Source organism: Streptomonospora wellingtoniae (assembly GCF_031845375.1).
Taxonomy (GTDB): domain Bacteria; phylum Actinomycetota; class Actinomycetes; order Streptosporangiales; family Streptosporangiaceae; genus Streptomonospora; species Streptomonospora wellingtoniae.
Genome location: NZ_JAVREK010000026.1, coordinates 31,072 through 57,119 on the forward strand (window position 1 = coordinate 31,072; position 26,048 = coordinate 57,119).

A 26,048-nucleotide genomic window follows, 5' to 3' on the forward strand; every position below is an offset into this window, starting at 1 on the left:
TCCTGGCGTAACCCCGGTTTTCACCTGCTGTTTCCCCGTCTCCGTAACGTCGGATACGGAGCGGCAGAGCTCCAACGGGGGAAGCGCCCAGGAAACGGCGTTCGGAAGTGGTGATCTCGCACATGCACGCACTCGTGGCCACCGTGGTGCACCATCCCGAGGACGCGCGCATCCTGCACCGCCAGATCCGCGCCCTGCTCGATGCCGGGCACCGGGTCACCTACATCGCACCCTTCGCCGACCGCGGCGTCACACCGTGGCGGGAGCTGACGCCGGTCGACGTACCGCGCGCGACCGGGAAGCGCCGCCTGGCGTCGCTTCGGGCGGCGCGCGCCGCCCTGACCCACCACGCCCCGCAGGCCGACGTCCTGCTCTTCCACGACCCTGAACTGCTCCTGGCGCTGCCGCGCAACCGCCCCGCCACCGTGTGGGACGTCCACGAGGACGCGGCGGCGGCGCTGCTGACCAAACCGTGGCTGCCCCGGCCGCTGCGGCGCCCGCTGGGTCCGGTGGTGCGGGGCTTCGAGCGCCGCGCCGAGCAGCGGATGCACCTGCTGCTGGCCGAGGAGGGCTACCGGGACCGCTTCGCCCTGCCGCACCCGGTCGTGCCCAACACCACCTACGTCCCCGATCGGCCCGAACGCAGACCCGGCACCGACCGGGTCGTCTACCTCGGCCACCTCTCCGCCGCTCGCGGCGCCCACGAGCTCATCGAGATGGGCCGGATGCTGCGCCCGCACGGTGTGCGGGTGGAGGTCATCGGCGCCGCCGACCCGGGCATCCGGCCGCTGCTGCGCGACGCCCAGCGCGAAGAGGCCGTGGAGTGGTACGGCTTCGTACCCAACGACCAGGCCCTGCGCATGGTCTCCGGCGCGCTGGCCGGTGTCTGCCTGCTGCAGGACACCCCGAACTACCGAAGCTCGCTGCCGACCAAGGTGGTCGAGTACATGGCCCACGGCCTGCCGGTCGTCAGCACGCCCAACCCTGCGGCGGTCTCGCTGGTCACCGGCCGCCCCGAGGGCGAATGCGGCGCGATCGTGCCGTTCGGCGACCCGGCCGCGGCGGTCGATGCGGTGCTGGGGCTGCGCTCCGATCAGGCGCTGCGCGAACGCCTGGCGGCCACCGGGCACGCGGTCGCCCGCTCCTCGTTCCACTGGCCGGAGCAGGCCGAGCCGTTCGTCCGGCAGCTTGAGGAGTGGGCCGACGCACCGCCCCGGCTTCCGCGGCAGGGCCGCAGCGCACCCGGGCGCGCCGAGCCCCCGGGGAGCGCGCCCGCGGCACCGCCCGCGCCGACGAGCGTCCCCGAACCGGAGCCGGCAAGGTCACGGACCGCCAGGCGGATGCCGCTGTGACACCGCCCGGTGGCCGCTGAAGGCTCCCGGCCGCTCCGCGGCTCCCCCGCCGATCGGCCCCGGTGGCCCTCAGATGACCGGCGGACGTCCGGCCAGGGTCATGCGCCAAGCCGTCGACCATCGCATCGGCCTGCGCCGACCGCAGTCGGCGCGCCAGCCCTCGCCGAACCCGCGGAACCAGGCCCGCAATTCCGGTAGCGACCGCACTCGCAGCACCGTGATGCCGATCCACACGCCCAGGTGCGACAGCGCCAGCGGCCAGGGCAGGTTCCGACGCACAAGCCAGACCCGGTTGCGCGCGTTGAGCCGGTAGAAGTCCTCGTGCCGACTGGGGTGGGTCGAGGGGTGGTACATGACCGCCTCGGCGTCGTACTCGATGTGGTAGCCGGCGTCGAGGACGCGCCAGGCCAGGTCGCTCTCCTCGTGTGCGTAGAAGAAACCGCCGGGCAGACCGCCTGCGGCGTCGAAGGCGGCGCGCCGGACGGCCGCGGCCCCGCCCAGGAACGTGGTGACGCGGCTGGAGCGCAGCGGGTCGCCGGCGCGCAGGCGCGGCACGTAGCGGCGCTGGTCGGGACCGCCGTCCGGGTCGACGATGCGGAAGGTGACGATGCCCAGGCCGGGGTCGGCCGCGAACCGGCGGCTCACATGGCGCGCGAGGTCGCGCGAGCGGTACCAGCCGTCGTCGTCGAGGAAGAGCACGATGTCGCCGTCAGCGGCCTTGACCCCGTGGTTGCGGCCCTCGGGGATCCCGATGTTCTCGGAAAGCCGCACGGTCTTGACGTCCTCGGGCAGCGCGGGCAGCTCGGAGCCGTTGCTGACCACGATCAGCTCCAGATCCGCGCCTTCCTGCTCCAGCACGCTGGTGACCGCGCGGCGCAGTTCGGCAGGCCGGGTCCCCATCGTCAGGATGACGCAGGAGATCTTCAACCGCTGCTCCCCTCCGTGCCCCGCCGGATCCGATCCGTCAACGGTACGGGACAGCGCGGCATCGCCGTCGGCGGCGTGCTGCGACGCGGAGGCGGGCGGGGCCGCAGACTCGGCGGCGGCCGGGTCAGGGCCGCTCGGCAGACCTGGACTGGGCATGGGAACCGTTCGTGAACCTGGACGCGTGGTTGACACTGAATGACCGTTGCATGAAACGGCTAACAAGAGGATAAGGGTCACGGCCGACGGCGCGCCCGCATATGGCACGCGGCACGCGGGCGATCGGTGGAGAATCGGCCCCGGCCGGACCCGCGGCCCCGCCGCGTGCGTCGGCAGGGACCGAAAGGCCCCGAACGCCGGGCGCCCCTTCCGCGGAGCGCCCGAAGGGAGGACACCGCGAGGGCCGTCGTCCCCTCCGGGCTGCGGAGGCGGCGGGCGGAGCTACTCCAGCCGCCGCGACGCCAGCACGCTGACCATGTGCAGCAGCGTCTGCAGAGCGGCCACCGCCACGCAGACGACCACCAGCACCCGGGTAGCCATCAGGTCGCCGCGCACCAGGTCGATCACTGCCGTGCCGAGCGCCAGAAGCGAGAGCTCGACGGCCTGGATGACGCGGTGGAAACGCAGCGCGGCCGCCGCCTTGCGGGCCATGCCCAGCCGCGGCGAGCGGGGCTGGAGCGCCTCGTCGGAGACCTTCTCCGAAAGCCCGGCCTTCGCCCGCGCCACGACCACGTTGTCGGTCTCGGCCTTGATCAGGGCGGCGCCGAGGGCGGCCGCCATGCCGCCGATCACCCAGCCGCCGGCGTCGAGCCCGCCCTGGGCGCGGACACCGAGGCCGATGAGCAGGGCGACCTCGGCGAGGTAGTGGCCGATGCGGTCCAGGAAGATCCCCGCGACGCTCGTGCGGCCCGTGTAGCGGGCGACCTCGCCGTCGGAGCAGTCCAGCAGCAGGTAGAGCTGGATCAGCACGACCGCCGCCAGCGCCGACCAGAACCCGCCCAGCGCCAGGACGACGCCGCCGAGCACCCCGGTGGCCATCATCAGGTACGTGATGGGGTTGGGGGGAACGCCCAGGCGGATGAAGACGACGCTGAAATAGGGCGACAGGTCGCGCATGTAGAGCCGACCCGCCCAGTGCTCCTCGTTCAGCCGCTCCTTGATCCCCTCAGGCTGGCCGCCCGAACGCACCTCATCGATCGATGGCTTGGACATATTCCGCAACGCTCCGCCTGATGTCGTCGTCCGTAAGGGCCAGGTGCTCCAGGACCGTGTACCGTCCCGGCCGGGTGGCGGGGGCGTGGGCCACCGCGCGCGCGAACTGCTCCTCGTCCAGGCCGACGTCGCCGGGCAGGGCGGGCAGGCCGTGGCGTTCGAGGCAGGCCCGGATGTCCTTCATCCGCTCCTCGCCGAACCCCTGGTACCGGCTGCGCAGGAAGTAGGCGTAGAGGGCGCCTATTCCGGCCAGCTCGCCGTGGTTACTGGTGCCCGGGTAGAGCTGGTCGATGGCGTGCAGCACCTCGTGGCAGGCGCCGCTGGCGGGGCGGCTGGAGCCCGCGACCGACATCGCCATGCCGGACAGCACCAGCGCCTCGGCCAGTGCGGTCAAGAAGTCCTGCGAGTCGACGGTGTCGCGCCTGTTGACGATGGCCTCGGCGGCGGTGCGGGCGAAGGTCACGGCCATGCCGTCGACGGGCTCGCCCTGCTCGCGGCCCGCCAGCTCCCAGTCGGCGATCGCCGACAGGTTGCTGACGACGTCGCCGATCCCGGAGCGCACCAGGCGCTGAGGCGCGGCTCGCACGTAGTCGACGTCGACCACGACCGCGACCGGCATCGTGACGCCGTAGGAGCCCTTGCCGCTCTCGTGCTCCAGGGAGCTGACCGGCGAGGCGATTCCGTCATGGGACAGGTTGGTGGCCACGGCGACCATGGGGATGCCGGCCATGGAGGCGGCGAACTTGGTGACGTCGATCGTCTTGCCGCCGCCGATCCCGGCGACCGCCTCGTAGGCGCCCGAACGCAGCTTCTTGCCCAGTTCGGTGGCCACGTCGACGCTGCCGCCCTCGACCTTGAAGACCTCGCAGTGCGGCAGGTCCAGCTCGCCGGCGATCTGGGAGCCCTGGCCCGGTCCGACGGCCACGGCGATGCGGCCCTCGTTGGCGATGCGGCGGTCGGCCAGCAACGTGCCCAGCGACGCGATGGCGCCCTGGCGCACGTCGATCGCCAGCGGCGCGTTGACCATGCGGGCTAGTAGCGGCATGCGATCTCCCGAGCGCGGTTCAGGTCGTCGTGGTCGTCGACCTCGACCCAGTCGACCTGGCCGATCGGCGCGACGGCGACCTTGCCGCCGCGGTCGACCAGCTCCTGGAAGCCGTCCTCGTAGTACAGCTGGGGGTCGCGCTCCCAGGTTGCCTGCAGCGCGTCGGCAAGCCGGTCCGAAAGCGACCCCTCGATGAGGGTCGCGCCGATGTACTCGCCGGCGGCCTCGGCCGGGTCCATGAGCTTGGTGATGCGGCGGAGATGACCGGACTCGTCCAGAGTCACCTTCATCTCCTCGTCGGCCAGTGTTTTGGCGCTGTCCACCGCGAGGAGCAGCTCCGGTCCGCGTGCGGCCAGTAGCGTCTCTTCCACGCTCACCGGGTGAACGGTGTCGCCGTTGACGAGGAGGACGCCTTCGGAGAAGTACTCGCGCGCGGTCCACAGGGAGTAGGCGTTGTTCCACTCCTCGGCCTTGTCGTTGTAGGCCAGAGTGAGCCGCACCCCGTGCCGGCGCTCCATCTCCTCCTTGCGCTGCTCGACAGCCTCGGCGCGGTACCCCACGACGACGACGACGTCGCTCAGCCCCGCGGCGGCGAGGTTGCGCAGCGAGATGTCCATGATGGTGGTCTCACCATCGACCGGCACCAGCGCCTTGGGCAGGGTGTCGGTGTAGGGGCGCAGTCGGCGCCCGGCTCCTGCGGCAAGAACCATACCGAGCATGTAGGCGTGTTCCTCCTTACGTCGTGGAGGCGTCCACGCCTCCCGATTCGTTGCGCGGAGCCTCCGCTTCCGCGATCGGGGCCGCCAGCCAGCTCGTCGTGGCCTCCCACACGAGCAGTACCGCGAGGTAACCCGTCAGCACACCGTAGGCGAACGGCAGCCAACCCAGTGCCCCTCCGGCCGCCAGAACCAGCATCCGCCCGTCCCATCCGAGCATCGCCCGCATGACCCGGGCCGGCGGACGCAGGCCGGTGCGCGTGCGGTGCACGGCGTCTGTGTGGTGCAGCGCGACCGCAGCCAAGAGTACGAACACCAGCGGGCCGCCTACGCCGGACCCGTAGCCGAGCGCGAGGAGACAAAGGTACTCCGTCGCGCGCAGGAGGGGCGGGACCAGCCGGTCGAACCGTCCGTCGTGCGGGTGCCCCGAGGCGACTCCGGAGAGCAGCAGCGCGGCGACCGGTGCGAACAGGGTAATGCCTGCCAGGTGGTCGAGTCCCGTCGCCATCAGGACTCCGGCCACCAGCGCCCCGGCGAGGGTGGGCGGCAGCGGCGGCAGGGCGCCTGCGACGATCCGGCCCATTGCGGTGCTCAGGTGGCCGTCGTCGCGGAGGAACCGCAGGTCGACGCCGGTTCCGGGCGGGGAAGCGGGAACGCCCACGGTCACCTCCCGACGTCGTCGTCCGGGCGGCGGGCGAGATCGGCGGCGGCTGCGAGAGCACAGCCCGCGATCAGTGCGATGAACGTCACCCGTGCGTCCCAAATCGTTATCGTAAGGGCCACCGCTGCAAAGCGTGCGGCTTGCGGGAAGGCGGCGAGCCGGGCGAGGAGCGCGCGGGGCGGCCCGCTACCGCGGCGGGGCGCGCCGGCGCCGCCGGCGGCCGGGTCGCGCTCGTCGGCGCCCCCGGTGCCCGGCGTGCCTTCGGCGGCTCCGGGGGGTGCGGCGGAGCCCGGGGCGCCTTCCCCGAGGGCTTCGGAGCGGACCTCGGCCCACCCCGGCCAGGGTGCGCCCTTGGGCACGGTGCGGATGCCGAAGAGCGCCGCGCCGCCGCCGGTCGCCGCGGGGGCCTCGGAAGCGGTCCCGCCGTCGCCGACGTCGCCGGGCGCGGCGTCCGGTTCGCCGGTGCCGTCGGTGCCGTGGGCGGCGGGCGCCTCACGCCCCAGAAGCTCGGCGGTCAGCGAGGTGTCCCCGGGCGAAGCGTCCTCCAGGTCCCGACTGGGATCGACCGCCTCGATGGGCCTGGGCAGGCCCGACTCGGGGGTCCACTCGGGCTCGCCGGCGTCGGCCCGCCGCGCGGCGGCAACGGAGTCGCGCAGCGCGACGGCGATGAGCGCGCCCGCGGCCCAGGCCCACGCGTCGGCGACTCCGGCGGCCGTTCCGCCAATCGCCAGTCCGGCGTAGACCGCGTACTCGCGCAGTCGGCCCAGGACCAGCGCCAGCCATACGTCCAGCCGGTCGCGGCGCGCGGCGCGCACCCGTCCGGCCAGGACATCGGTGAGCACCACCGCGCCCAGCAGCAGGGACCCGGCCACGGCGCCGCGCACTCCGCCCTCGGTGAACCACACACCGGCGGTCACGGCCAGCACCAGCCCGATCCGCGTCATGGCGGACGGGCTCACCCGCACCGCGCGCCCCCTCCGACCCGGCGGACCGGTGCGCCCGCCGCCTCCGCGTCCGGCGCGCGCATCGACATCTGACACGGCAGTGCCCCTCCCACGCGGCCTCGCGTTCACCGTGTACCCGAAGGGGTACGCGTGGCAACCACCGGCACACCGCGGGCACCGGATCGCCGACCCGGCCGAGCACGGAAGGCACCCGATCGCGCCGGGCAGCCGCTGGGCCATCCGGCGGGGCGGCAGGCGCGTCGCCGGAGGGGGCGGTCAGGCCGCTCGGTCGCCGCCCCCGGTCCCCTTTTCCGCGTCGCCGTGCTCGGCCGGGTCGGCGCACCGGTCCGCCTGGTAGGCGCCCAGCACGGCGTCGATGCCGTCGTCCAGGGCGAGCCCGCCGTCCTTCAGGTAGAGGCCGCGGGAGCAGAAGCGGCGCAGGTCGGCCTCGCTGTGCGAGACCAGCACCATCGTCCGGCCCTGGGCCAGCATCCCGTCGATCGCCGCGTAGCACTTCGCCCGGAACTCCTCGTCGCCGACGGCGAGCACCTCGTCGACCAGCAGGATCGGGTGGTCCAGCCGGGTGACGAGCGCGAACCCCAGCCGGACTTTCATGCCGCTGGAGTAGTGCCGCACCGGCGTGTCGACGGAGCCGCCCCGCAGGTCGGCGAAGTCCACGATCTCGTCGAAGCGCGCCTGGATGTCCCCCGGGCCCATCCCGTGCAGCGAGCCGACGAGATGGATGTTCTCCCGTCCGGTGAGCCGGCCGTTGAACCCGGCCCGCAGCTCCAGCAGCGGCGCCACCCGGCCGTGGACCTCCACACTCCCCTCGTCGGGGATGAGGACGCCGGCGATCAGCTTGAGCAGCGTGGACTTGCCGGTCCCGTTCCGGCCGACGATGCCCACGCACTCGCCCCGGCGGATGCGGAAGGAGGCGCCGCGCACCGGCCAGAAAGCGCTGCGGGGCCCGGGGCCGCGCCGGGCGCCGACCAGCACCTCGCGCAGGCTGCGTCGGCGCCCGCGGTTCGCGGAGAACCGGATGCCCAGACCCTCGGCCTCGATGACGGTCTGTCCCGTCTCCCCCATCACAGCTCCTTCAGCACCGACGTCTCCAGACGCCGGAAGGTGGCGTACCCGACGGCCAGGACGAGGACCGCTCCGCCGATGCTCGTGGAGAGGACCAGGGGCCCGGGTGCGTCGGCCGGATACCAGACCGCATGGTGCATCTTGAAGATGCCCAGCAGCGGGTTGAACTGGAACAGCGCGACGAACCAGGCGGGGAAGCGGTCGGACTCCAGGACCAGGGCCGAGGGGATGATGATCGCCGAGCCGTAGAACAGCACCCGGTTGAGGATCCGCACGAACCGCTCGACGTCGCGCACGAGCACGTTCACCGTCGCGAGCAGCAGTGTCATGCCCAGCGAGAGGACCAGCTGCACGGCGATGGCCAGCGGCAGCCACACCAGCAGGCCCTCGGCGCTGGTGCGCCCGCCCAGGGCGAGCACGAACACCAGCAGCACCGGCCAGGTGAGCAGGTAGTCGACGAACTTGGCCGCGACCGCTTGCACCGGAAAGATCTCGCGCGGCATGCGCATCGTGGTGATGAGCTTGCTGTGGCTGATGAGCGCGGCAGGCGCCTGGCCGAGCGACTGGGCGAACCACAGCCACGGAAGCAGCCCCGATATCAGGAAGAGCGGGTAGCCGCCCGGCGCGTCGCCGCCGCCGGGCACGCCGCGGTCGGTGTCGAAGACGAGGCCGAAGACGAAGAAGTACACACCGGCCATCGCCAGGGGCTCCAGCATCGACCACGCGTAGCCGAGGATCGAGTTCTGGTACCTGACCTTCAGGTCGCGTCGTACCAACAGGCCCACGACCCGCCGGTTCCGCCAGACGGCGAGCGCGCGTGACGCCACCGCACCTCCTGCCCGTTCCCGCCGCCACAGGCGGAGCCGCTTGGCGCCGCCGCTCCCCCGCTCCCCCGCCGCAGCCCGCGGCCGGGGGACGCTTCGCGCGCCCGGCGGCACCGCTCCGATTCGGCGGCGCGGCTGGGGTTTTAGCCTACCGGGGGCGGGCGCGGCCCCTCCTCGCGGCGCGCACCGCTCGCGCGGTCGCGGGTGGGCTAATCTCGGCTGCGGCGCCGGGAGGCAGCGCAGCCCCGCCCAGAGCCGGTGCCGACGGCCGCGGCAGAGAGGACGACGATGCAGGTGGACCCCGCCTCGCCCGCGCGCGCGCCAGCGGGTGCGCGCCCCCACGTGACGGCGGCCGTGCTGGCCGGCGGCGTCGGCGCGCGCATGGGCGGGGGGCGCCCGAAGCAGCTCCTGCCGCTGGCGGGGCGCCCGGTGCTGGAGCACGCCGCGGCCGCGTTCTGCGCCGCGCCCGAGGTCGACGACGTCATCGTGCTGATGGTGCCCGAGCACCTGGCCGAGGCCGAGGAGATCGCCGCGCGCCTGGACGGCGTCTCGGCCGTCCTGCCGGGCGGCGCGAGCCGGACCGAGACGTCGGTGGCGGCCCTGGGCGCGCTGGAGCACCGCGGCGACGACGACCTGGTGCTGCTGCACGACGCCGCCCGGCCGCTGGTGACACCGGAGGTCGTCGGCGCGTGCGTGAGCGCTCTGGCGAGCGCGGGCGCCGTGGGGGTCGCCGTCCCGTCCGGCGACACCGTGGTAGAGGTCTCCGCCGGCACGGGAGGCGCCGAGGTGCTGCGCGACGTCCCGCCGCGCACCTCGCTGCGGCGGATGCAGACTCCGCAGGGGTTCCGCCTCGGGGTGGTGCGCCGCGCCTACCGGAGGGCGCTGGCCGACCCCGCGCTGGTCGCCACCGACGACTGCGGCGTCGTGCTGCGCTACCTGCCCGATGAGGAGGTCCGCATCATCGCGGGCGACGAGGCCAACATCAAGGTCACCAACCCCGGCGACGTCGAGATCGCCGAGACCCTGCTGCGCTTGCGCGGGCACGGCCCAGCCGGGGGCGGCGGCACCGGCGCGGACGCGGCCGGGGGCGGCCGCGGCCGGCGGCAGGAGTCCCGCAGGTGAGCGTGTTCAGCGCGCCCGAGGTCGTCGGCCACCGGGGCTTCGGACGCGGCTCCGACTCGGGCTACCGGGAGAACTCCGCGGAGTCCTACCTGGCGGCGGTCGGTGCCGGGGCCCAGTGGATCGAGATCGACGTGCGGCGCACCGCCGACGACGTGCTGGTCGTCCACCACGACGCCGCCCTCGCCGACGGCCGGCCGATCGTGGACCTCTCCGCGGACGCGTGCCGCCAGCACGGGCTGCTGACCCTGGACGAGGCGTTCGCGGCCGTCCCCGACGCGGCAGGGGTGGACGTCGACGTCAAGACGGTGATGGAGGACGCGGTCGACCCGGCCGAGCGGCGCACCGCAGCGCTGCTGCTGCCCGCGGTGCGCCGCGAGGCCGAGCGCCGCCGCGCCGCGGCGGGCCGCGAGCGCGTGTTCGTCTGCTCATTCGACCCCGCCGTGCTGATGGAGGTCCGCTCGGGGGCGCCGGACATCCCGCTGGCGTGGATGCCGTTCGTGCGCAACCCCCTGGACCAGGCGGTCGCCGGCGCCGCGGGCATGGGCTGCGAACTGGTGGCGATCGACGCCCGCTCCTTCGGCCTCACCGGAGATCCCGAACGTCCGGGGCGCCGGAGCGTCGCCTATACCGCCGACGTCGCCCACCGCGCCGGGCTGGAGGTCGTCGCCTGGTGCCCCGACCCCGTCGACGCGGCCCGCTTCACCGCGGCGGGAGTGGACGCAGTGGTCGTCGACGACGTCCCCGGCGTGGTCGCGGCGCTGAACTCGAACTGACGCGCGCGCCGCCCCTCAGCGGCCGAACCCCGTTGATCTTGTAGCCATCGCAAATGGAAATCGTTTTCCTTCACGATAGCTACAAGATCGGCGGCGCTGTCCGCTACGTCGATCGGCGATCTACTAGGCGTGCTGCTCGCGGCCGGCGCGGGCCACGCGGGAGTCGGCGCCGAGGCGTCGCGGGCTGGTGATGAATCCCGCGCCCCAGGCCATGTGCATGGTGGCCAGCGCGAGCGGAATGCTCAGGCGGCACCGCCCTGGCAGTCCGCTGCCGAGCGGAACCGAGGCGGCGAGGATCGCGGCCGCGTAGCCGCCGGGGAGGAGCAAGGCGGGCCAGAACACGACGCCGCCCACCAGCCCGACCGCGATTCCGCAGAGCGCGACCGGCGGTGCGAGGTACCTGAGGTTGATCGTGCCCTTGTGCTGGCGGGCGACCACGCGCCGCCAGCGGCCGTAGTTGAAGTACTGCTTGGCGAGGGCGCGCACGCTCGGGCGCGGGCGGTAGGACACCCGCATCCGCGGCTCGAACCAGACGGTCCCGCCGCTGGTGCGGATGCGGTGGTTCATCTCCCAGTCCTGCGCGCGCAGGAACGCCTCGTCGTAGCCGCCCACGCGCGCCAGTGCCGAACGGCGGAAGACGCCCAGGTAGACGGTGTCGGCCGGACCGCCTTCGCCGCCGGTGTGGAAGCGGGCGTTGCCGACGCCCACCTTCGAGGTCATGGCGGCCGCGACCGCCTTCTCCCACGGGGTCTCGCCTTCGGCGGCCATGATGCCGCCGACGTTGTCGGCCCCCGTCTCCTCGATGGTGCGGACCGCGACGGCGAGGTAGTCGGCCGGCATCATCGAGTGCCCGTCGATGCGGGCGACGATGCCGTGCGAGGACGCCTTGATCGCGGCGTTGAGCCCCGTGGGCGTCTGGCCTGTGGGGTTGTCCACGACCTTCACCCGCTCGTCCGCGGCCGCGATGCCGTCGGCGACCTCGCGGGTGCGGTCGGCGGAGGGGCCCACAGCGAGCACGACCTCCAGCTCGCCCGGGTAGTCCTGTGTGAGGACGTGGCGAACTGCGGACGCCAGGTGGCGCTCCTCGTTGAGCACGGGCATGACGACGGATACGGCCGGCCAGGTCACGGGCGATTCCAACGGTCGGGCTGTACTGGGAACGAGGCCGGTTCGCGGCTTCGCAGTCGATACGGTACTGCACTCTCCGGCCGCGCCCGTTCACGGCGATCCCGTTCTCGCCGCCTACTCCCGAGTGTCGTGCCCGGTGCGCGCAGCGTCTGAACCGGGCGACGGCCGGATGCGTCGAAACCGGGCGAGACCGACGCGTCGGAGCCGTCCGCTCGGCAGGAAGGGGGCAACACGCCGAGAGCTGACATCGGGCGACCGATCGGTGGATTCGGTGACAACCTAGAGACGCGAAGTGAGGGCCGGTGGACACGCGCGGAACCGATGGACACGCGATGCGCAGCGTCTCCTTCGCGGTAGGTGGGGACGGCGCAGGCCGAGGGGCACGCCGCCCCGGACCCGCCGCCTGCCGCGCCGCCGGCCCCGGTCCGCCCGCGCAGGACCGCGGAGCGGTGAGCGGACGGAGGGTGCTGTGAGCAACCGCGCGGGCGACGACCGGCACAGCGGGAACCGAGCCGATCGCGGCGGCGAATTCCGCCGCATGCGCTCCGCGCCGACTCCCCCCGAGCCACGGCGCGGGTTCACCCCGCCCAGCGGCCGTGTGCGCCGCAAGCGCATCGCGCTCCTGGTCGCCGGGACCATGTCGGTGGTGGTCCTGCTCGCGTCGGGGACGGCGTGGTCGCTGACGGGGTGGGTGTCGGGCCAGCTGAACCGCTTCGACGTCTTCAGCGGGCTGGCCGACGGCGACCGCCCCCACGTCGGCGCCACGGGAGCACTCAACTTCCTGGTGATCGGCTCCGACACGCGCGACGGCATGGACCGCTCCGAGAAGAACGAGCTGGGCGTGGGCCGCGCGGAGGGGCGCCGCTCGGACACGATGATGCTGGTCCACCTCGACGCGGAGCGCGAGCACATCACCGTCGTAGGCATTCCGCGCGACTCCTGGGTGGACGTCCCGGGCCACGGCGAGAACAAGATCAACGCGGCCTACTCCCTGGGCGGTCCGGCACTGGCCGTGGAGACGGTCGAGTCGGCGACCCACGTGCGCATCGACCACTACGTCGAGGTGAACTTCACCGGGTTCGTCGACATGGTCGACGCTCTCGGGGGCATCGAGGTGTGCCTGCCGCAGCCGATCGAGGACCCCAAGGCCCACCTGGAGATGTCGGCGGGCACGCACGAGGTCGACGGCACCGAGGCGCTCGCGTTCGCCCGCACCCGGCACACGGCGGGCGGCGACCTCGACCGGATCGACCGGCAGCAGCAGGTCATCTCGGCCATGCTGGAGACGGCGCTGAGCACCGACACCCTCTCCGACCCGCAGCGCTTCGGCGACTTCATCGACACCGCACTGAGCTCGGTCGCCGTCGACGAGGGCCTGGACACCGCCGCCATCAACGAGCTCGCGGGGCAGCTGCGCAGCGTCCGCCTGGACGACGTCACGCTCACCACGGTTCCCGTGGAGCGGACGGACTTCTGGACGCCGCACGGCGACGTGGCGGTGACGTGGGATCAGCAGGCCGCCGCGACGATGTTCGCCCGCATCAACGCCGACAAGCCGCTCGGCGGCGGGGAGTCCGGGGATTCGGGGCCGGCCTCGGGAGGGGACCGGAAGGGCGACGAGCCCCGCCCCGCCGACGTCAGCCTCCAAGTCTTCAACGGCACCGGCATCCCGGGGCTGGGCGCCGAGGTCAGCCGGGCGTTCAGCGACGCCGGGTTCCGGGTGGCCTCGCCCGCGCGCAACTGGTCCGACTCCGAGGTGCCCGAGACCGTGCTGCGGCACGCACCGGACAACAGAGCCCAAGCCGAAGCGGTCGCCGAGGCGGTGCCGGGATCCTCGCTGGAGGAGGACCCCGGGCTCGGCGACCGGATCGAGGTCGTCGTGGGCTTCAACTACCGGGAGGTCGACGCGCCCGAGGCGACGGAGCCCGCCTCTTCGGGTACGGCGCCGCAGGCCGACGGCGGCGCCCCGTCGACCGCCCGCGACAAGGTCTGCGAGGGCTGACCCCCGCCGTCCCCCCGCCGCGGTGGCGGGTCGACGGCGGGTCGACGGCGGCTGTCCCGCGGCGCGCAGCGCCTCCACTCGGGGCGGTGGCGGGTGATCTACAGGCACGGCGGGCTACGGTGGAGGGCCCGGCTCCGCCGGGGTATACGGCGATCTGCACTGGAGGCACGATGCTGCGCCATCTGATCGGCCTGCTGGCCGGTGTGGCACTCGCTCCGGCCCTGTGGAGCGGGCTCGCCTGGTCCGCGCAGCGGGTCTCCGCGACGGTGGCCGAGGACGGCGGATTCGACGCGCCGCTGACTATGACCGCCGTGGGCGTGCTGATGGCGGTCGGGGTCGCGTGCGGCTTTCTCGCGGGCGCCCGCGTCTCGCCGCTGGCCGCCTTCTGCTGCGGCGGCCTGGTGCTGAGCTACGCGCTGTGGCCCGTGCTGGCGCCGGGAACGGTGGATTCGGCGCTGCCGGGCTGGATCACCGACGACTCGGTCCTACACCCGCTGGGCGACGTGCTGCTGCTGGCGCTGCCGCTGGGCACCCTGCTGTTCATCTCCTCGCTCGCTCCGTCGCGGTGGCGCTCCCGCCGTGCCGCGGAGGCCGGGCCTGCCGCGCCGCAACAGGCCGACCCCGCCGACAGCGCGCCCGGTCCCCGCGCCGAGTACCTACCCGAGCGCCCGGCCGAGCCCGCGCCGCCCGCGGGCCCCGCCGCGCCGCCCGCGACCGGTATGCCTGAGCAGGGCGACCCGGACAAGACCACCACGCCGATGCGGCGCCGCAACATCGGCCGGCCGCGCTGGCGCGCGAAGGCTCCGGAGCCGCAGAGCGACACACTGGAGTTCCAGCGCGACGAGCGCCGCTGATCCGCCGCGGGCGGTCCCGCCGCGCGTCGGCGCGGACGTTTCCGGAGCCCGGGACACCTCTGGCATGCGGCGGCTCCCGCGGTTAGCGTGAGATGTCCGCGCGCGTCCGCAATGAGGGAGCCCGTCCATGTCCAACGGCCTGCGCCACACCCTCGGGCTGTTCGCCGCTGTCCTGGTCGCCCCCGTCCTCGCGGCCGGACTCGCCTGGGCTCCGCACTGGACCGCCGGCGCGGGCGTCGACTACGACCTGGCCGCCGTGCCGGGGGTGCCCTCCTGGGCGGCGCCCGTCGGCGTACTGGCCGTGGTGGGCCTGCTGCTGGGCCTGGTCACCGGCTCGCGGCTGTCGCCGCTGGCGGCGCTGCTCCCCGGGCTGGCGCTCGTCGCCGCCGGCGTGGTCGAGACGGCAGGGCTGCCGCAGCCGGTCCCGGCGCTGGAGGACGTTGTGACCGTAGAGGGCGCCGGTTCCCGGCCGTGGTTCCCGTGGGGCCCGATGTTCGTCCTGGCCGGTGCCATGCTGGTCGTCTCGGCGCTGCCGCCCTCCCGCTGGCGGCGCCGGGTGCGTGAGGACGAGGACTACGACGACGACTACGGCGGCTACGAGGACCGCTACGCCGGCTACTCCTCCGCCGAGCCCGCCGGATCGGGCGACACACCGCCGACGGGGGCCGAGAGCACGCAGACCATGTCCTGGGACGCCGACGGCATGCCCCCACGCTACCACGTGTCCGACCCGCGGGACCCGCAGGCGCCCCAACCGGGTGCCACGGGCTGGAACGAGCCTCGCCCGCGGCGCTGGGAGGACCGCGGCACCGGCCCGTGAGCCGCCCGGCGGACCTCAGCGCCGCGCGGGCGCCGTCCGCCGCGGGCGGCACCGTCTTCGCCCACGGATAATCTTGTGGTCGAGCGGCCGCCCGAGCTGCGCCACTCTGCCGCCGCATCATCGGATCCGGGGCGGTAGCGGGTCCACCGGCCGGGCGTCGGCACGAGCGGTCCGCAAGCCCGCGGGCCGGCCGACGTTGCTCCGGGCACCAACCCGGAAACATCTCTTGGCAGATGCGCGCGCATCGCAGCGGCGCCCGCGCACCCACAACACATCCGGGAAGCCCGAGCGTTCCCCGGGCGGCCGCCCGGCCCGGCACGCCGGGCGGCCGGGCGCGCGTCGGCTCCGGCGCCGACCCTCTCCCGACCCGGCGGTAGCATGCCAAGGCCGCGGGCGGCAGCCGCGTCGGCGTCGAAGGCCGCGACGCCAGCTCAGCTTGGAAGGACGGACCATTGGTCGCAGAATCGCGCAGCAGGATCTCCGTCATCGGCACCGGGTACCTGGGTGCCACACATGCCGCCTGCATGGCCGAGCTCGGGTACGAGGTGCTGGGCGTCGACGTCGACCAAGCCAAGATCGACAGCCTCTCGGCGGGCCGGGTTCCGTTCTACGAGCCGGGCCTCGAAGAGGTCCTCCTGCGCAACATCGAGAACGGGCGGCTGCGGTTCACCGCGGACTACGACGAGGCCACGGCCTTCGCCGACATCCACTTCCTGTGCGTGGGCACCCCGCAGCGGTCCGACTCCAACGCGGCCGACCTCTCCGCCGTCGAAGCCGCCGTCGACTCCCTCGCCTCCCGGCTGACCGGGTCGGCGGTCATCATCGGCAAGTCGACGGTCCCGGTGGGCACCTCCTCCCGGCTGGCCGCGCGCATCGCCGCCCGCATACCCGCCGGGGCCGAGGTGCACCTGGGCTGGAGCCCGGAGTTCCTGCGGGAGGGGTTCGGCGTCGAGGACACGCTGCGTCCCAACCGCATCGTCATCGGCACCGACTCCCCTGTCGTCGAGGCGGCGATGCGCGAGCTGTGCGCGCCGCAGATCGACCAGGGCATCCCGTTCATGGTCACCGATCTGCCGACGGCCGAGCTGGTGAAGGTGTCGGCCAACGCGTTCCTGGCGACCAAGATCTCCTTCATCAACGCCATGGCCGAGGTGTCGGAGGCCGCGGGCGCCGACGTCATCAAGCTCGCGGAGGCGCTGTCGCACGACGACCGCATCGGCGGCAAGTTCCTCGGGCCGGGGCTGGGCTTCGGCGGGGGCTGCCTGCCCAAGGACATCCGCGCCTTCATGGCCCGCGCCGACGAACTGGGCGTGGAGCCGGCGCTGTCCTTCCTGCGCGAGGTGGACGCGATCAACCAGCGGCGCCGGGCGCGCACCGTCGACATCGCCCGCGGACTCATCGGCGGCAGCTTCGACGGGCGCACGGTCGGCGTGCTGGGCGCGGCGTTCAAACCCAATTCCGACGACATCCGCGACTCGCCCGCACTGCACGTGGCCTCCGCGATCGCCGAGCTCGGCGGGGTCGTGACGGTCTACGACCCCGAGGCGCTGGACCGCGCCAAGCAGGAGTTCCCCGCCCTGCGCTACGCGCACAGCATGCTGGAGGCCGTACGCGACGCCGAAGTGGTGCTGCTGCTGACCGAGTGGGCGGAGTTCCGCGACGCCGATCCCGAAGAGTTGGCCAAGGTGGTGGCGGAGCCGCGGATCGTCGACGGCCGCAACGCGCTGGACCCGCAGCACTGGCGGGCCCGCGGCTGGACCTATCGGGCGCTGGGACGGCCCTGACGGGATATCACCGTTGATCTTGTAGCTATCGCAAACGGAAATCGTTTTCCTTCACGATAGCTACAAGATCAACGGGGTTCGGGCCCCGGGGACCGGGGGCCCGGGCCGCTCGGAGGGTGCAGCGCGGGCAAGGCATCATGGGGTGCATGAGCATGAGTGCAGTCACCGACGAGGACGCGATCCGCCGGGTTCTCGAAGAGGCCCGGGTCTGGGCCGTCGTCGGGCTGGGCGACAACCCGCAGCGCCCCGCCTACAGCGTCGCCCGCTTCCTGCTGGAGCGCGGCAAGCGGGTCGTTCCCGTGCATCCCGGTGCGGCCACCGTTCACGGCGAGCGGGGCTACGCCTCCCTCGCCGACATCCCTTTCGAGGTCGACGTGGCCGACGTCTTCCGCCGTTCGGATGACGCCGGGGGCATCGCAGACGAGGCCCTGGCGCGGCCCGACATCTCCACCGTGTGGTTCCAGCTGGGCGTGGTCGACAGCGGCGCCGCCGAGCGGGTGCGGGCGGCCGGGCGCACCATGGTCATGGACCGCTGCCCGGCCATCGAGTGGCCGAGGCTGCTGGGATGAGCCCGTGGGGCCGGCGGTGCCGCGCACCCTCCGCGCACCCGGGGGCACGCGTGCGCCGTCCGTCCGCCGACCGCCCGGACCGACGCAGATTCGTCCGACGGCCCTAGGGTAGGGAGCCCAACATGGCACGCCCGCGCTTCCTGCGCTCGCTCGTCGGCGACCGCTCCGCTGCGCGCTCCGAGGCCCCGCCGCCCGTCGACGCCGCGCGCGCCGAGGAGCGGCGCGCGTTCGCCGACACCCACGGCTGGTCCTACGCCGAGGGCCACCAGGCCGCCATCCAGGGCTGGCCGCGCACTGCGCTGCCGCCGGGCCCGTTGGGGCGGGTGCGCCACGAGATCACCGGCCGCCGCCGCGGGCGGCCGTTCCGGATCTTCGACTACGTCCACCACGGCGCCGCCGGCGCCCCGTGGCAGCGCATCGAGGTGTGCGCCGTCGCACTGCCGGTCCCGGTGCCCTACGTCTACATCCGCGGGGTCCACGGCGCCGAAGGCGACGAGGACGTCTACGCCGAGAGCCGCGACTCCGCGTTCGCGGTCGAGCTGCTGTCGGAGTCGCTGCGCGAGGACCTGCGCAGGTACGGGCTCACCGACCTGGTGCTGGACCGCGACGTGCTCATCTGCACCAGCGACGGCGGCGGGCCGCGCGACCCCGAGTCGAAGATCGAGGCCCTCACCGAGATCGTCGAGCGCGTTCCGGCCGACGTGTGGGCACGCTGGGGCGACGCCTGACAGGCGACGCCGCCGGCGCAGGGCCGCCGGGAGCGCGGGCGCGGTCCGTTCCGCGGCGGCGGTGCCCCGCCGCCGCCCGTCGCTCCACCCCGGTGGGCGCGCGTCAGTCCGCGGAGCCGAACCCGGTGGCGGCGCCGCCGGAGGTCTGACGGCGCAGCCGCTCGCCCTTCTCCTTGGCCTGGGTGCGCAGCTCCTCTTGGAACCCGACCATGCGTTCGCGCAGGTCCGGATCGTGCGCGGCGAGCATGCGCACCGCCAGCAGCCCCGCGTTGCGCGCGGCGCCCACGGCCACGGTCGCCACGGGCACACCTGCCGGCATCTGCACGATCGACAGCAGTGAGTCCATCCCGTCGAGGTGGCGCAGCGGCACGGGAACGCCGATCACGGGCAGCGGGGTGACCGCCGCCAGCATGCCGGGCAGGTGGGCGGAGCCGCCGGCACCGGCGATGAGCGCCTTGAGGCCGCGCTCGGCGGCCTCGCTCCCGTAGGAGATCATCTCGTACGGCATGCGGTGGGCGGAGACGACGTCGGCCTCGTAGGAGATGCCGAACACGTCGAGCGCTTTGGCCGCCTCCTCCATGACCGGCCAGTCGGAGTCGCTGCCCATCACGATGCCGACGGCGGGGGCGTCCTCGGTCACTTGTGCACTCCTTCACGGATCGGCGGCACGGCCGCGCGGCTCACGGGCCGGTCGGCGGCTCTCGCGGTGCCGCACGACGTGAGTGATCCTACGGCCACCGGCCGCGAGGCGGCGGCGGTCCGCGCCGGTCCCGCGATGCGGCATACTTCGCACGACAGTGGGCGGCGGCCCCGCCCGGCCGTTCCGCCCGGCCGTTCCGCCCGGCCGTGCGAGTACCGCCGGATATCCCGCCTCCTGCGACGGAGCTGACCCCGCATGCAGTCGATGCCGACGCCCCCTCCCGCCGCGCTGCCGTTCGCCGCGGCGCCGCCTGCGCCCGGAGCCGAGTACGAGGGCTTCATCGGCTGGGTGCTGGGGCTGATGACCGAGATCGGCGAGATCGGGGTCGGGCTCGCGCTGCTCATCGAGACGGTCTTCCCGCCGGTGCCCAGCGAGGCGGTACTGCCGGGCGCGGGGTTCCTCGCCTACGACGGGCGGATGAACATCTGGCTGGCGGTCCTGTCGGCCACCGCGGGCGCTCTGGTGGGCGCCTGGATCCTCTACTTCGCGGGCGCGCTGCTGGGACGCGGCCGCACCCGCCGGCTGGTCGCCCGGCTGCCGCTGTTCGACCTCGAGGACTTCGAGAAGGCCGAGCGCTTCTTCGCACGCTGGGGCGGCATCGCCGTCCTCGTCGGCCGCTGCGTACCGCTGGTGCGCAGCCTGGTCTCCGTCCCCGCCGGGATCGAGCGGATGGGCTTCCTGCGCTTCAGCGCCTATACCTGCATCGGCAGCGGCGTGTGGAACGGCATCTGGATCGGGGTGGGCTTCGCATTCGGGCCCGCCATCGCACCGGTTCTCGCGCGCTGGAGCGGCCTGCTCAGCAACGCGGTGCTGGTGGCCGTCGCCGCCCTGTGCGCCTGGTTCGTCATCGCCCGCGTGCGCAGGAACGTGCTGCGCCGACGGGGCAGGGGCGGCACGGCGCCGGACGTCGGGGCGGCCGGCGGGTCCCCGGTCGGCCCTCCGCGCGGCTGAGCGCGGACGCCGTCCGGCGCCGGGCGCACACCGGCTCGCCGGAACCCCGCGGAGCGGGGCCTGTACCGCGGGTGCCGGGCGCCGGTACTGTGGATCTTCGCCGGCGGCGCGCCCCCGTCCGCCGAGCGGCGAGCGAGCCTGCACAGAACCATCCGACGACGCCGGCCGGAGGCCACCGCCATGTCGCAGACACCGCCGAACTCCGTTGAGCGACTCGTCACCTCGGGGACCTTCCGCCTCGACGGAGGCGAGTGGGAGGTCGACAACAACGTGTGGATCGTCGGCAACGAGAGCACGGCCATCGTGGTCGACGCGGCGCACGACGCCGAGGCGATCGCCCGCGCGCTAGGCGACCGCGAGCTGATGGCCGTAGTGTGCACCCACGCCCACAACGACCACATCAACGCCGCCGCCGAGCTCGCCGACCTGGCCGACGCGCCGATCCTGGTGCACCCCGACGACGCCGAGCTGTGGGCGATGGTCTACCCGGACCGCGAACCGGACGCCCCTCTGCTGCACGGCGAGTGGCTCCGCGCCGGCGACGTCGACCTGGAGGTGCTGCACACGCCCGGCCACAGCCCCGGCGCGGTGTGCCTGCACGCGCCGGCGATCGGCGCCGTCTTCACCGGCGACACCCTCTTCCAGGGAGGCCCGGGCGCGACCGGCCGGTCGTTCTCCGACTTCCCGACGATCGTCGGTTCGATCCGCACCCACCTGCTGGCGCTCGATCCGCAGACGCGGGTGCTCACCGGCCACGGCGACTCCACCACGATCGGCGCCGAGGCCCCGCACCTGCAGGAGTGGATCGACCGCGGCTTCTAGGAGCCGTTCGCGCACGTCCTCACACGGGGCTCTGGTTCGCGTTGGAGGATCCGCCCGGCGCCGGAGGCAGGAACAGCGCGAAGGTGGTGGGCGTCGTCTGGATCAACTCGATCCGGGCGCCCTCCGCCTCGGCGATGTGGCGGGCCAGAGCGAGACCGAGACCCGTGCCGTGGCCGCCGCTGACCTCCCGCTCGAAGATCCGCCCTGCGATGTCCTCGGGAACACCCGGCCCCTCGTCGCTGACCTCTACCCGTACCGAGCCCCCGCCGTCGACGGTGCGTACGGTCACCTCGCCGCCGCCGTGTCGGCGGGCGTTGTCCACGAGGCAGGACATGATCTGGGTGAGGTCGGTGGCGGGGAACCGGGCCGAGAGGCCGCGCTCGCCGGAGCGGACGACGTCGCGGCCCTCCTTGCGCAGGATGGGGCCCCACTCCGAGACGAACTGCGCCAGGGCGGCGTCGAGGTCGATCGCCTCCGTCTCAGGCTGCTGGCTCTTGCGCGCCCGGCCGAGCAGGTTCTCCACGGTGTCGACCAGCCGCTCGGTCTGGGCCAGCGCCGCTTCGCCCTCCTCGCGGACGGTGTCGGCGCTGTCGGCTTGGGCGATGATCTCCTCCAGCCGCATCGAAAGCGCGGTCAGCGGGGTGCGCAGCTGGTGGGAGGCGTCGGTGGCGAAGTGGCGCTCGGTGGCGATGAGTCCGGCGATGCGCTCGGCGCTGCGGTCGAGGACCTCGGCGACACGATCGGCCTCGGAGATCCCGTAGCGGTGCCCCCAGGGGGTCACGATGCCCGAACCCAGCCGCTCTGCAGTGGCGGCCAGGTCCACCAGCGGCAGCGTGAGCCGGCGCGCCTGGAGCATCGCCAGCCCCACCGCGACCCCGATGGCCAGCAGTGACAGCGACGCGATCCCCAGCCAGGCGTTGACGATGCCTTCGCGCGCGCGGTCGGTGTCACGCCAGACGGTGACGGAGACTCCACTGTCGGAGGAGGCGGTGGCGCGCACGCTCGGCGGGGCGTCGGGCGCACGCGGGTCGATCTCCCAGCCGCCGGCGGTGTAGACCCGGCCGCCCCTCAGCCGGACCTCGATGTGGCGCCTGGGGTGCACCTCGGTCAGGCGGTCGACGTCGATCCTGCCCTGGTCGTCGAGCTCGCCTTCGACCTCGGCCAAGATGACCTGGGCCTCCTGCGCGGCTTGGCGCTCGGCCTGGCTGTAGATGGTGCTGTAGGTCAGCGCTCCCAGCGGCAGCCCCAGCAGCAGGACCGCGATCACGGTCACCACTAGCGTGGAGAACAGCATCCGCCTGCGCATTCACACCCCCGCTGCCCGATACGCGCGGCTCCGGGTCCACATCGGGGCCCCGGAAGCGGGACTGATCGGACCGGGCCTAGTCGCGTTCAAAGCGGAAGCCGACACCCCGCACGGTGGTGATGTAGGACGGCTGGTTCGCGTCGTCCCCGAGCTTCCGACGCAGCCACGATATATGCATGTCCAGGGTCTTCGTGGAGCCCCACCAGTTGGTGTCCCAGACCTCGCGCATGATCTGCTCCCGGGTGACGACCTTGCCGGCGTCGCGCACCAGTACCCGCAGCAGGTCGAACTCCTTGGTGGTCAACTGCAGCTCGCGGTCGCCGATCCAGGACCGGCGGGAGTCGTTGTCGATGCGGACGCCGTGGACCACGGGCACCTCCGCGCCGCCCCTGCGCAGCAGGGCGCGCACGCGGGCGAGCAGCTCGGCCAGGCGGAACGGCTTGGTGACGTAGTCGTCGGCGCCCGCGTCGAGGCCCACCACGGTGTCGACCTCGTCGGCACGCGCGGTGAGGATGAGAATCGGTATGCCATGGCCCTCTGCGCGCAGGCGGCGGGCCACCTCCAACCCGTCCATTTCGGGCAGGCCGAGGTCGAGGACCATCAGATCGATGTCGCCGACGCGGGCGCGGTCGAGGGTCTCATTGCCGTTGACGGTCACGTCGACGGAGTAACCTTCGCGGCGGAGTGCGCGCGCGAGGGGCTCGGAGATCGACGTATCGTCCTCGGCCAGCAAAACGCAGGTCATAGGGCCGATCGTAAAGCGATGGCACGTATTTCCCTATCATGCGCGCCGGAAGGACCCGGGTCGGCCGAAACACACCAGCCTCATAGAGGACATCGCGCAACATTTTTCACGGGAACCAAGAATTCTTTGTCTCCCGCGGTCCGGGAATTTACTTGTTCGGCGGGCCGGCGGCCGGTGCTCAGGAGGGCTCGACCTCGCGCGCCGACGCGGCGGTCCCGGGGCTTTCGGCGTCGGCGTTCCCGGCCGGCTGCGGCCCTGACTCCGCATGCGCCGGGAAGACCCACCGGCGGTAGGTCCAGAACCGGAAGAGCGAGCCCATTCCCACGCCGACCACGTTTCCGGCGATGTTCTGCGCGAGCGGACCGTCGAGGCCCAGCCCGTAGACCGAGATCGCCAGGCACGCCAGCTGGATGCCCAGGCCCACCGCGTTGAACACGAAGAACAGCGCGTACTCGCGCGCCAGGCCGGTGCGCGCCCGGTGGCCGAAGGTCCAGAACCGGTTGCCCAGAAAGGCCACCACTGTGGCGATCAGCACGCCCAGCGCCTGGCCGGCCAGCGGAGGAGCATCCAGCAGGAGCCAGAACGCGTTGGTCGAGGCCAGCTGGACCACGTAGGCGACGCCGCCGACCGTGCCGAACTTGGCCAGCTCGCGGACGATCCGCGGCAGCCAGACCGGGGGCCTGATCACCGATCGCACAGGGGGATCCGCTCCTTTGCCCAGGTGGTCACTAGAATTCCGTAGGGCGCCGCTGGAGGCGTTGCCAGCCTACTCCCCGCCCTTCACGGACTACCAGCGTAGAAGTCGTCGACGAGTTGAGGAACAGTGAGCGAGCGACATCGACCCGTCCCCAGCGTGGGGATGGTCGGCGGCGGGCAGTTGGCCCGCATGACCCATCAGGCGGGGATCGCCCTGGGCGTGGACTTCCGCGTCCTGGCCGGCTCGCCCGCGGACAGCGCGGCGCTGGTCTGCGGCGACGTGCACCTCGGCGACGACCGCGGACTAGCCGACCTGCTGGACTTCGCCAAGTCCTGCGATGTGGTCACCTTCGACCACGAGCACGTGCCCGAGCCGGTCCTGCGCGAACTGGAGGACGGCGGTGCCGTCGTGCGGCCGGGCCGCTCGGCCCTCCAGCACGCCCAGGACAAGCTGCGCATGCGCACCCGCGCCGCCGAGCTGGACGTGCCCAGCCCCCGCTGGCGCGCTGTGACGGCGATCGACCAGGTCGAGACGTTCGCAGCCGAGGCCGGGTGGCCGGTCGTCCTCAAGGCCGCGCGCGGCGGCTACGACGGCAAGGGCGTGTGGGTCGCCGGCGACCGCGCGCAGGCGGCCGAAGTGCTGGAGCGCGCAGAGCAGAACGGCGTGCGGCTGCTCGCCGAGGAGAAGGTCGCCTTCCGCCGCGAGTTGGCGGTGCAGGTGGCCAGGTCGCCCTACGGCCAGCTCGCCGTCTACCCGGTGGTCGAGACCGTCCAGCGCGACGGCATCTGCCACGAGGTGATCGCTCCGGCGCCCGGGCTGGACGACGACAAGGCCACCGCCGCTCAGCAGTTGGCGATCGACCTCGCACACGCGCTGGACGTGGTCGGCGTTCTGGCGGTGGAGCTGTTCGAGACCGCGAACGGCGTGGTCGTCAACGAGCTGGCGATGCGCCCCCACAACTCCGGACACTGGACCATGGACGGGGCCCGCACCTCCCAGTTCGAGCAGCACCTGCGCGCGGTGCTGGACCTCCCGCTGGGATCCCCGCGCACGACGGCGCCCTACACGGTCATGGCGAACGTCCTGGGCGGCGACGACCCCCGCGTCTACGGCCGCTACATCCACGTCATGGCCAAGGATCCCGAGGTCAAGGTGCACTTCTACGGCAAGGAGGTGCGTCGCGGCCGCAAGATCGGGCACGTGAACGTGGCCGGCGGCGACCCGGTGGACCTGCTGGAACGGGCCCGCGACGCGGCGTCCTACCTGCGCGGCGACCAGGACTGAAGCGGCGGCGCGGGCGTCGCCGCAGAGCCGCTGCCGCACCGCCCGCTCGACCGCAGGGGGCGGGTGTCCCCGGCGGCCGGGCGCTCACTCCGCGGGTGCGGGTACCGGGCGCTCGGCGGCCCGGCTCACCTCCTCCCACTGCGCCCAGGTGTTCATGCGCGTGCGGGAGACGTCGAAGGCCAGGTCGTAGACCATGCCGCCGAGCAGCAGCCGCAGGGGCGGGTCGTCGCTGCCGACGAGCGCGAGCAGGGCCTCGGCGGCGAGGCCGGGTTCGCTGTCGACAGGCTCACCCTGCGACCACTGCCGTTCCAGTTCCTCTCGAAGCGGGGCGTAGGCCTCCAGCGGTTCGGCCGTGCGCATGCGCGTATACAGCTCCGTCCAGTACCCGCCGGGCTGGACGATGCTGACCCGCACGCCGAAGGGCGCGGCCTCCATCGCCAGTGCCTCGCTCATGCCCTCCAGGGCGAACTTGCTCGCGCTGTACATCCCCGACGACGTGTGTCCGGCGACGGCGCCGATGCTGGAGACCTGCACGATGTGGCCGGACCCCTGGGTACGCAGCCGCCGCACGGCGGCCTGGCTCACCCAAAGGGCGCCGAAGAAGTTCGTCTCCATCTGATGGCGCGCCTCGGCCTCGGAGAACTCCTCGATCATGCCCAGGGACAGCGTTCCGGCGTTGTTGACGACGATGTCCAGGCGGCCGAACCGGTCCGCGGCCGCCTCCACGGCCGCGAACACCGCTGCCCGGTCGGTCACGTCCAAGGTCAGTGGGAGCACCCGCCCCTCGAAGCGTGCGGAGAGCCGCTCCAGGGCCGCTGTGTCGCGAGCCGCGGCGGCCACGCGGTCGCCGGCCTCCAGGGCCGCTTCGGCGAAGGCTCTGCCCAGACCCCTGCTCGCCCCGGTGATGAACCAGACGCGTCCTGCGCTGTTCTCGGATTCGGCCATGGGTATCAACCTCCCGTTTAACGAGACGAACCGTATCGCCTCGCATGCCCACAA

The 26,048-nt window shown here is 73.2% G+C and carries 26 protein-coding genes; 12 read left to right on the top strand and 14 right to left on the bottom strand.

Features of this window, described 5'->3' with window-relative positions; translation table 11 throughout:
* Nucleotides 1-122: 122 nt before the first annotated feature.
* Nucleotides 123-1,352 carry a glycosyltransferase family 4 protein gene (locus RM446_RS20775; RefSeq protein WP_311547059.1) on the top strand — a complete coding sequence of 410 codons (1,230 nt, stop codon included), beginning with the start codon at nt 123-125 and terminating at the stop codon, nt 1,350-1,352.
* A 69-nt stretch (nt 1,353-1,421) separates the two neighbouring features.
* On the opposite strand, the gene RM446_RS20780 is transcribed toward RM446_RS20775, so the two are convergent.
* From RM446_RS20780 to RM446_RS20815, 8 genes are all read right to left on the bottom strand, one after another.
* The gene (locus RM446_RS20780) at nt 1,422-2,252 is read right to left on the bottom strand and encodes a glycosyltransferase family 2 protein (RefSeq protein WP_398695624.1); all 831 of its coding nucleotides are present in this window, start codon (nt 2,250-2,252) and stop codon (nt 1,422-1,424) included.
* A 465-nt stretch (nt 2,253-2,717) separates the two neighbouring features.
* Nucleotides 2,718-3,488 (bottom strand): CDP-alcohol phosphatidyltransferase family protein, encoded by a 771-nt coding sequence (locus RM446_RS20785; RefSeq protein ID WP_311547060.1) that lies wholly within the window; start codon nt 3,486-3,488, stop codon nt 2,718-2,720.
* Nucleotides 3,466-4,515, bottom strand: a complete 1,050-nt coding sequence (locus RM446_RS20790) for an iron-containing alcohol dehydrogenase family protein (RefSeq protein ID WP_311547113.1) — start codon at nt 4,513-4,515, stop codon at nt 3,466-3,468. The genes RM446_RS20785 and RM446_RS20790 overlap by 23 nt, the downstream gene beginning before the upstream one ends.
* A gap of 5 nt (nt 4,516-4,520) precedes the next feature.
* Nucleotides 4,521-5,252, bottom strand: a complete 732-nt coding sequence (locus RM446_RS20795; protein ID WP_311547061.1) for a phosphocholine cytidylyltransferase family protein — start codon at nt 5,250-5,252, stop codon at nt 4,521-4,523.
* Between the two features lie 16 nt (nt 5,253-5,268).
* Entirely contained in the window at nt 5,269-5,910 is a 642-nt protein-coding gene (locus RM446_RS20800; RefSeq protein ID WP_311547062.1) for a DUF5941 domain-containing protein, read from the bottom strand.
* Between the two features lie 2 nt (nt 5,911-5,912).
* Nucleotides 5,913-6,854 (bottom strand): hypothetical protein, encoded by a 942-nt coding sequence (locus RM446_RS20805; protein WP_311547063.1) that lies wholly within the window; start codon nt 6,852-6,854, stop codon nt 5,913-5,915.
* 276 nt (nt 6,855-7,130) lie between these two features.
* The gene (locus RM446_RS20810) at nt 7,131-7,940 is read right to left on the bottom strand and encodes an ABC transporter ATP-binding protein (RefSeq protein ID WP_311547064.1); all 810 of its coding nucleotides are present in this window, start codon (nt 7,938-7,940) and stop codon (nt 7,131-7,133) included.
* Nucleotides 7,940-8,767 carry an ABC transporter permease gene (locus RM446_RS20815; protein ID WP_311547065.1) on the bottom strand — a complete coding sequence of 276 codons (828 nt, stop codon included), beginning with the start codon at nt 8,765-8,767 and terminating at the stop codon, nt 7,940-7,942. The genes RM446_RS20810 and RM446_RS20815 overlap by 1 nt, the downstream gene beginning before the upstream one ends.
* A gap of 285 nt (nt 8,768-9,052) precedes the next feature.
* Between RM446_RS20815 and RM446_RS20820 the strand changes: the two genes are divergently transcribed.
* The gene (locus RM446_RS20820; RefSeq protein ID WP_311547066.1) at nt 9,053-9,886 is read left to right on the top strand and encodes an IspD/TarI family cytidylyltransferase; all 834 of its coding nucleotides are present in this window, start codon (nt 9,053-9,055) and stop codon (nt 9,884-9,886) included.
* Nucleotides 9,883-10,659, top strand: a complete 777-nt coding sequence (locus tag RM446_RS20825) for a glycerophosphodiester phosphodiesterase (RefSeq protein WP_311547068.1) — start codon at nt 9,883-9,885, stop codon at nt 10,657-10,659. Before RM446_RS20820 ends, RM446_RS20825 begins: the two co-directional genes overlap by 4 nt.
* A gap of 123 nt (nt 10,660-10,782) precedes the next feature.
* Here RM446_RS20825 and RM446_RS20830 read toward each other — a convergent pair whose 3' ends face one another.
* Nucleotides 10,783-11,787: a glycosyltransferase family 2 protein gene (locus RM446_RS20830; RefSeq protein ID WP_311547070.1), complete on the bottom strand. Its 1,005-nt coding sequence runs from the start codon at nt 11,785-11,787 to the stop codon at nt 10,783-10,785.
* A gap of 538 nt (nt 11,788-12,325) precedes the next feature.
* On the opposite strand from RM446_RS20830, the gene RM446_RS20835 reads away from it, so the two are divergent.
* From RM446_RS20835 to RM446_RS20860, 6 genes are all read left to right on the top strand, one after another.
* The gene (locus RM446_RS20835; RefSeq protein ID WP_311547114.1) at nt 12,326-13,789 is read left to right on the top strand and encodes an LCP family protein; all 1,464 of its coding nucleotides are present in this window, start codon (nt 12,326-12,328) and stop codon (nt 13,787-13,789) included.
* 170 nt (nt 13,790-13,959) lie between these two features.
* Complete coding sequence (locus RM446_RS20840; protein WP_311547071.1) at nt 13,960-14,643, top strand: hypothetical protein; 684 nt, start codon at nt 13,960-13,962, stop codon at nt 14,641-14,643.
* A 127-nt stretch (nt 14,644-14,770) separates the two neighbouring features.
* Nucleotides 14,771-15,463: a hypothetical protein gene (locus tag RM446_RS20845; RefSeq protein ID WP_311547072.1), complete on the top strand. Its 693-nt coding sequence runs from the start codon at nt 14,771-14,773 to the stop codon at nt 15,461-15,463.
* Nucleotides 15,464-15,915: 452 nt separating this feature from the next.
* On the top strand, nt 15,916-17,247 hold the full coding sequence (locus RM446_RS20850) for a UDP-glucose dehydrogenase family protein (protein WP_311547073.1): 1,332 nt from the start codon (nt 15,916-15,918) through the stop codon (nt 17,245-17,247).
* A 152-nt stretch (nt 17,248-17,399) separates the two neighbouring features.
* Nucleotides 17,400-17,816 carry a CoA-binding protein gene (locus RM446_RS20855; protein WP_311547115.1) on the top strand — a complete coding sequence of 139 codons (417 nt, stop codon included), beginning with the start codon at nt 17,400-17,402 and terminating at the stop codon, nt 17,814-17,816.
* 122 nt (nt 17,817-17,938) lie between these two features.
* A complete protein-coding gene (locus RM446_RS20860; protein WP_311547074.1) occupies nt 17,939-18,544 on the top strand; it encodes a type III secretion system chaperone family protein in 606 nt (201 codons plus the stop codon).
* A gap of 103 nt (nt 18,545-18,647) precedes the next feature.
* On the opposite strand, the gene purE is transcribed toward RM446_RS20860, so the two are convergent.
* On the bottom strand, nt 18,648-19,184 hold the full coding sequence (gene purE / locus RM446_RS20865; protein WP_311547075.1) for a 5-(carboxyamino)imidazole ribonucleotide mutase: 537 nt from the start codon (nt 19,182-19,184) through the stop codon (nt 18,648-18,650).
* Nucleotides 19,185-19,439: 255 nt separating this feature from the next.
* Between purE and RM446_RS20870 the strand changes: the two genes are divergently transcribed.
* The gene (locus RM446_RS20870; RefSeq protein ID WP_311547076.1) at nt 19,440-20,195 is read left to right on the top strand and encodes a DedA family protein; all 756 of its coding nucleotides are present in this window, start codon (nt 19,440-19,442) and stop codon (nt 20,193-20,195) included.
* Nucleotides 20,196-20,375: 180 nt separating this feature from the next.
* The gene (locus tag RM446_RS20875; protein WP_311547077.1) at nt 20,376-21,017 is read left to right on the top strand and encodes an MBL fold metallo-hydrolase; all 642 of its coding nucleotides are present in this window, start codon (nt 20,376-20,378) and stop codon (nt 21,015-21,017) included.
* 19 nt (nt 21,018-21,036) lie between these two features.
* On the opposite strand, the gene RM446_RS20880 is transcribed toward RM446_RS20875, so the two are convergent.
* From RM446_RS20880 to RM446_RS20890, 3 genes are all read right to left on the bottom strand, one after another.
* Nucleotides 21,037-22,323, bottom strand: coding sequence for an ATP-binding protein (locus tag RM446_RS20880; protein WP_311547078.1), 1,287 nt, complete (start codon nt 22,321-22,323; stop codon nt 21,037-21,039).
* Nucleotides 22,324-22,399: 76 nt separating this feature from the next.
* On the bottom strand, nt 22,400-23,068 hold the full coding sequence (locus RM446_RS20885; RefSeq protein WP_311547079.1) for a response regulator transcription factor: 669 nt from the start codon (nt 23,066-23,068) through the stop codon (nt 22,400-22,402).
* Nucleotides 23,069-23,246: 178 nt separating this feature from the next.
* Nucleotides 23,247-23,765, bottom strand: coding sequence for a GtrA family protein (locus RM446_RS20890; protein ID WP_311547080.1), 519 nt, complete (start codon nt 23,763-23,765; stop codon nt 23,247-23,249).
* A gap of 126 nt (nt 23,766-23,891) precedes the next feature.
* Between RM446_RS20890 and RM446_RS20895 the strand changes: the two genes are divergently transcribed.
* Nucleotides 23,892-25,049 (top strand): 5-(carboxyamino)imidazole ribonucleotide synthase, encoded by a 1,158-nt coding sequence (locus RM446_RS20895; protein ID WP_311547081.1) that lies wholly within the window; start codon nt 23,892-23,894, stop codon nt 25,047-25,049.
* An 84-nt stretch (nt 25,050-25,133) separates the two neighbouring features.
* Here the strand turns inward: RM446_RS20895 and RM446_RS20900 are convergent, their stop codons facing one another.
* On the bottom strand, nt 25,134-25,994 hold the full coding sequence (locus tag RM446_RS20900; RefSeq protein ID WP_311547082.1) for an SDR family NAD(P)-dependent oxidoreductase: 861 nt from the start codon (nt 25,992-25,994) through the stop codon (nt 25,134-25,136).
* Between the last annotated feature and the right edge of the window lie 54 nt (nt 25,995-26,048).

Excerpts from the sequence above, each read along its gene's own strand:
- RM446_RS20845 (WP_311547072.1), top strand. The coding sequence starts at position 14,771 with ATGTCCAACGGCCTGCGCCACACCCTCGGGCTGTTCGCCGCTGTCCTG.
- RM446_RS20885 (WP_311547079.1), bottom strand. The coding sequence starts at position 23,068 with ATGACCTGCGTTTTGCTGGCCGAGGACGATACGTCGATCTCCGAGCCC.
- RM446_RS20880 (WP_311547078.1), bottom strand. The coding sequence starts at position 22,323 with ATGCGCAGGCGGATGCTGTTCTCCACGCTAGTGGTGACCGTGATCGCG.
- RM446_RS20785 (WP_311547060.1), bottom strand. The coding sequence starts at position 3,488 with ATGTCCAAGCCATCGATCGATGAGGTGCGTTCGGGCGGCCAGCCTGAG.
- RM446_RS20820 (WP_311547066.1), top strand. The coding sequence starts at position 9,053 with ATGCAGGTGGACCCCGCCTCGCCCGCGCGCGCGCCAGCGGGTGCGCGC.
- RM446_RS20805 (WP_311547063.1), bottom strand. The coding sequence starts at position 6,854 with ATGACGCGGATCGGGCTGGTGCTGGCCGTGACCGCCGGTGTGTGGTTC.
- RM446_RS20835 (WP_311547114.1), top strand. The coding sequence starts at position 12,326 with ATGCGCTCCGCGCCGACTCCCCCCGAGCCACGGCGCGGGTTCACCCCG.
- RM446_RS20855 (WP_311547115.1), top strand. The coding sequence starts at position 17,400 with ATGAGTGCAGTCACCGACGAGGACGCGATCCGCCGGGTTCTCGAAGAG.
- RM446_RS20840 (WP_311547071.1), top strand. The coding sequence starts at position 13,960 with ATGCTGCGCCATCTGATCGGCCTGCTGGCCGGTGTGGCACTCGCTCCG.
- RM446_RS20875 (WP_311547077.1), top strand. The coding sequence starts at position 20,376 with ATGTCGCAGACACCGCCGAACTCCGTTGAGCGACTCGTCACCTCGGGG.
- RM446_RS20810 (WP_311547064.1), bottom strand. The coding sequence starts at position 7,940 with ATGGGGGAGACGGGACAGACCGTCATCGAGGCCGAGGGTCTGGGCATC.
- RM446_RS20775 (WP_311547059.1), top strand. The coding sequence starts at position 123 with ATGCACGCACTCGTGGCCACCGTGGTGCACCATCCCGAGGACGCGCGC.
- RM446_RS20860 (WP_311547074.1), top strand. The coding sequence starts at position 17,939 with ATGGCACGCCCGCGCTTCCTGCGCTCGCTCGTCGGCGACCGCTCCGCT.
- RM446_RS20790 (WP_311547113.1), bottom strand. The coding sequence starts at position 4,515 with ATGGTCAACGCGCCGCTGGCGATCGACGTGCGCCAGGGCGCCATCGCG.
- RM446_RS20870 (WP_311547076.1), top strand. The coding sequence starts at position 19,440 with ATGCAGTCGATGCCGACGCCCCCTCCCGCCGCGCTGCCGTTCGCCGCG.
- RM446_RS20780 (WP_398695624.1), bottom strand. The coding sequence starts at position 2,252 with ATGGGGACCCGGCCTGCCGAACTGCGCCGCGCGGTCACCAGCGTGCTG.
- RM446_RS20795 (WP_311547061.1), bottom strand. The coding sequence starts at position 5,252 with ATGCTCGGTATGGTTCTTGCCGCAGGAGCCGGGCGCCGACTGCGCCCC.
- RM446_RS20900 (WP_311547082.1), bottom strand. The coding sequence starts at position 25,994 with ATGGCCGAATCCGAGAACAGCGCAGGACGCGTCTGGTTCATCACCGGG.